The sequence below is a fragment of the Streptococcus sp. HMSC078D09 genome, from assembly GCF_001813675.1.
Classification (GTDB): Bacteria; Bacillota; Bacilli; order Lactobacillales; family Streptococcaceae; genus Streptococcus.
Genome location: NZ_KV813665.1, coordinates 1 through 1,639 on the forward strand (window position 1 = coordinate 1; position 1,639 = coordinate 1,639).

The 1,639-nt window shown below is 42.0% G+C and carries 3 protein-coding genes; all 3 read right to left on the reverse strand.

The window, feature by feature from the left end; genetic code table 11:
* Positions 1–89: 89 nt before the first annotated feature.
* Positions 90–743 (reverse strand): hypothetical protein, encoded by a 654-nt coding sequence (locus tag HMPREF2926_RS04860; protein ID WP_070586677.1) that lies wholly within the window; start codon positions 741–743, stop codon positions 90–92.
* Positions 743–964: a hypothetical protein gene (locus HMPREF2926_RS04865; RefSeq protein ID WP_070586679.1), complete on the reverse strand. Its 222-nt coding sequence runs from the start codon at positions 962–964 to the stop codon at positions 743–745. The genes HMPREF2926_RS04860 and HMPREF2926_RS04865 overlap by 1 nt, the downstream gene beginning before the upstream one ends.
* A 14-nt stretch (positions 965–978) precedes the next feature.
* A partial coding sequence (locus tag HMPREF2926_RS04870) for a gp58-like family protein (protein WP_218108103.1) occupies positions 979–1,639 on the reverse strand: 661 nt, incomplete at its 5' end.

The window sequence follows — 1,639 nt, forward strand, 5'->3', positions numbered from 1 at the left end:
ACTTGGAATGATAACGACTAAAACGGGAGTCAATTTGTCAACTAGTGCCAATAGGTCCAATTAAACCACCCCCCTATTATGCTACCAGCTTATTGGACGGGTTGAGTCTCAAGCTCTCCCGCTGGTTGAGGTGTGTTTTCTTTTGGTTCGGTCCATTTCCAAACTGCAAGTTTGCCGTTTTGCTCAAGGCTTGCGAGTTGCTCAAGTGTTTCTCCATTATATGTAAATGGTTGGTTAACTTGGATCATCACGCGCTTACCTTCGCTAAATTTCTCAACGTGGTTTGGATCCTCGATCGCGAAAATCGCTTGTGCTGGATAAGTTGCGCCAACTTTTCCAAGGTCTACTAACTCAAGGCCACGTTTGAATACTGTAGGGTCTAGTGGGTGGTCAACGTCAGTTACGCGAGCAAGTACGCTCCATTCTGCCACTTCTTTGATCTTCTGGATTTGGTTTGCTTTTTGTTCGTTGTCCTTGGTAAGAGCTTGGATCTTAGCAATAGCGTCCTTGTTAGCTTCAACAGACTTATCAAGTTCTTTCTTGATTGCTACCACAGCGCCAGATGTGTCAAGTTCCATGCGCACGATGTTCAATACTGCTTCAACCAGTGCTGCATCATCTTCAGTCGTGCGGTTTGTTGGCAAAATTTCCTCGAAAACACGGTACGGAAAGTCTTGCTTGATTGCTACTTTGGTAGTGTTAGCTACTGCATCGTATGATTTAAATTGTACTTTGTAATCCATTATTTAGTTACCTCGTTTTTGTTTTTGATTTCTTCAAACAGGTCCTTCAAATCTTTGTCAGACTCTAGGACAGAGCGATAGCTTTCAATTTCCTGAGCGAGTTGAGCTACATGTTCCTGAGATTTAGTAAGTCGGGCTTTAAATTCAGCCTCGTTGATTGTCTTATTCGCCAATTGGTTGGCTAAATCAGTGATGATTGCTATGTATGTGCTTTCGTTCATTTTGCTACCTCTTATTAGATATATTGGTCAAATGGAATTGTTTGATCAGAATTGATATTGTAGAATGGGAAGCCATATATATTAAGCCCCCATGAAGGGTTTTTTTTGCGTATTATTTCAAAATTCTGTCTGAAATGTTCAAGTAGTACGCCTAAATTCCACGCTCCGGCATGCCCTCCTTCCCCGTGCGAAGGAACTGTGAATCCAGTAGTTTGAAATTGTAGTCCGCCATTTTGACGCACAGAGTGTCTAAATTGGATTCGGTCTCCGACTAATTCCACCCTGTCGTAAGGAGTTTCACGACTATCACGAAATATTCTGATACCGGCGAAAGATCCGTCCGCCCCAGCATCTGATGGGTTGTCGGTCATTTCGTTGATCCATTTATGAGATGTATTTCCTAAAGTGGTCGCAACACCGCCATGTACGGAATCTTTAAACATCAACGCTCCGATAGTGTTGTGCTTCTTCTGAGGATGTGTGCGTTGTCTAAAGAGTACATTTTTACCAGACTTAAATTCAATTCGAGCGTTTTCATTAAAATCAATTTCCGAGTTATCTAGGTCAATTTTCATCGCTCCCTTATTAGATAAAATCCTACCACCACTAATACGTTCAGCAGAGAAATCAATCGAGGCAAGTTGCGTGATAAAGGCTTTTTGTGATGTAAGCTCT

Excerpts from the sequence above, each read along its gene's own strand:
- HMPREF2926_RS04860 (WP_070586677.1), bottom strand. The coding sequence starts at position 743 with ATGGATTACAAAGTACAATTTAAATCATACGATGCAGTAGCTAACACT.
- HMPREF2926_RS04865 (WP_070586679.1), bottom strand. The coding sequence starts at position 964 with ATGAACGAAAGCACATACATAGCAATCATCACTGATTTAGCCAACCAA.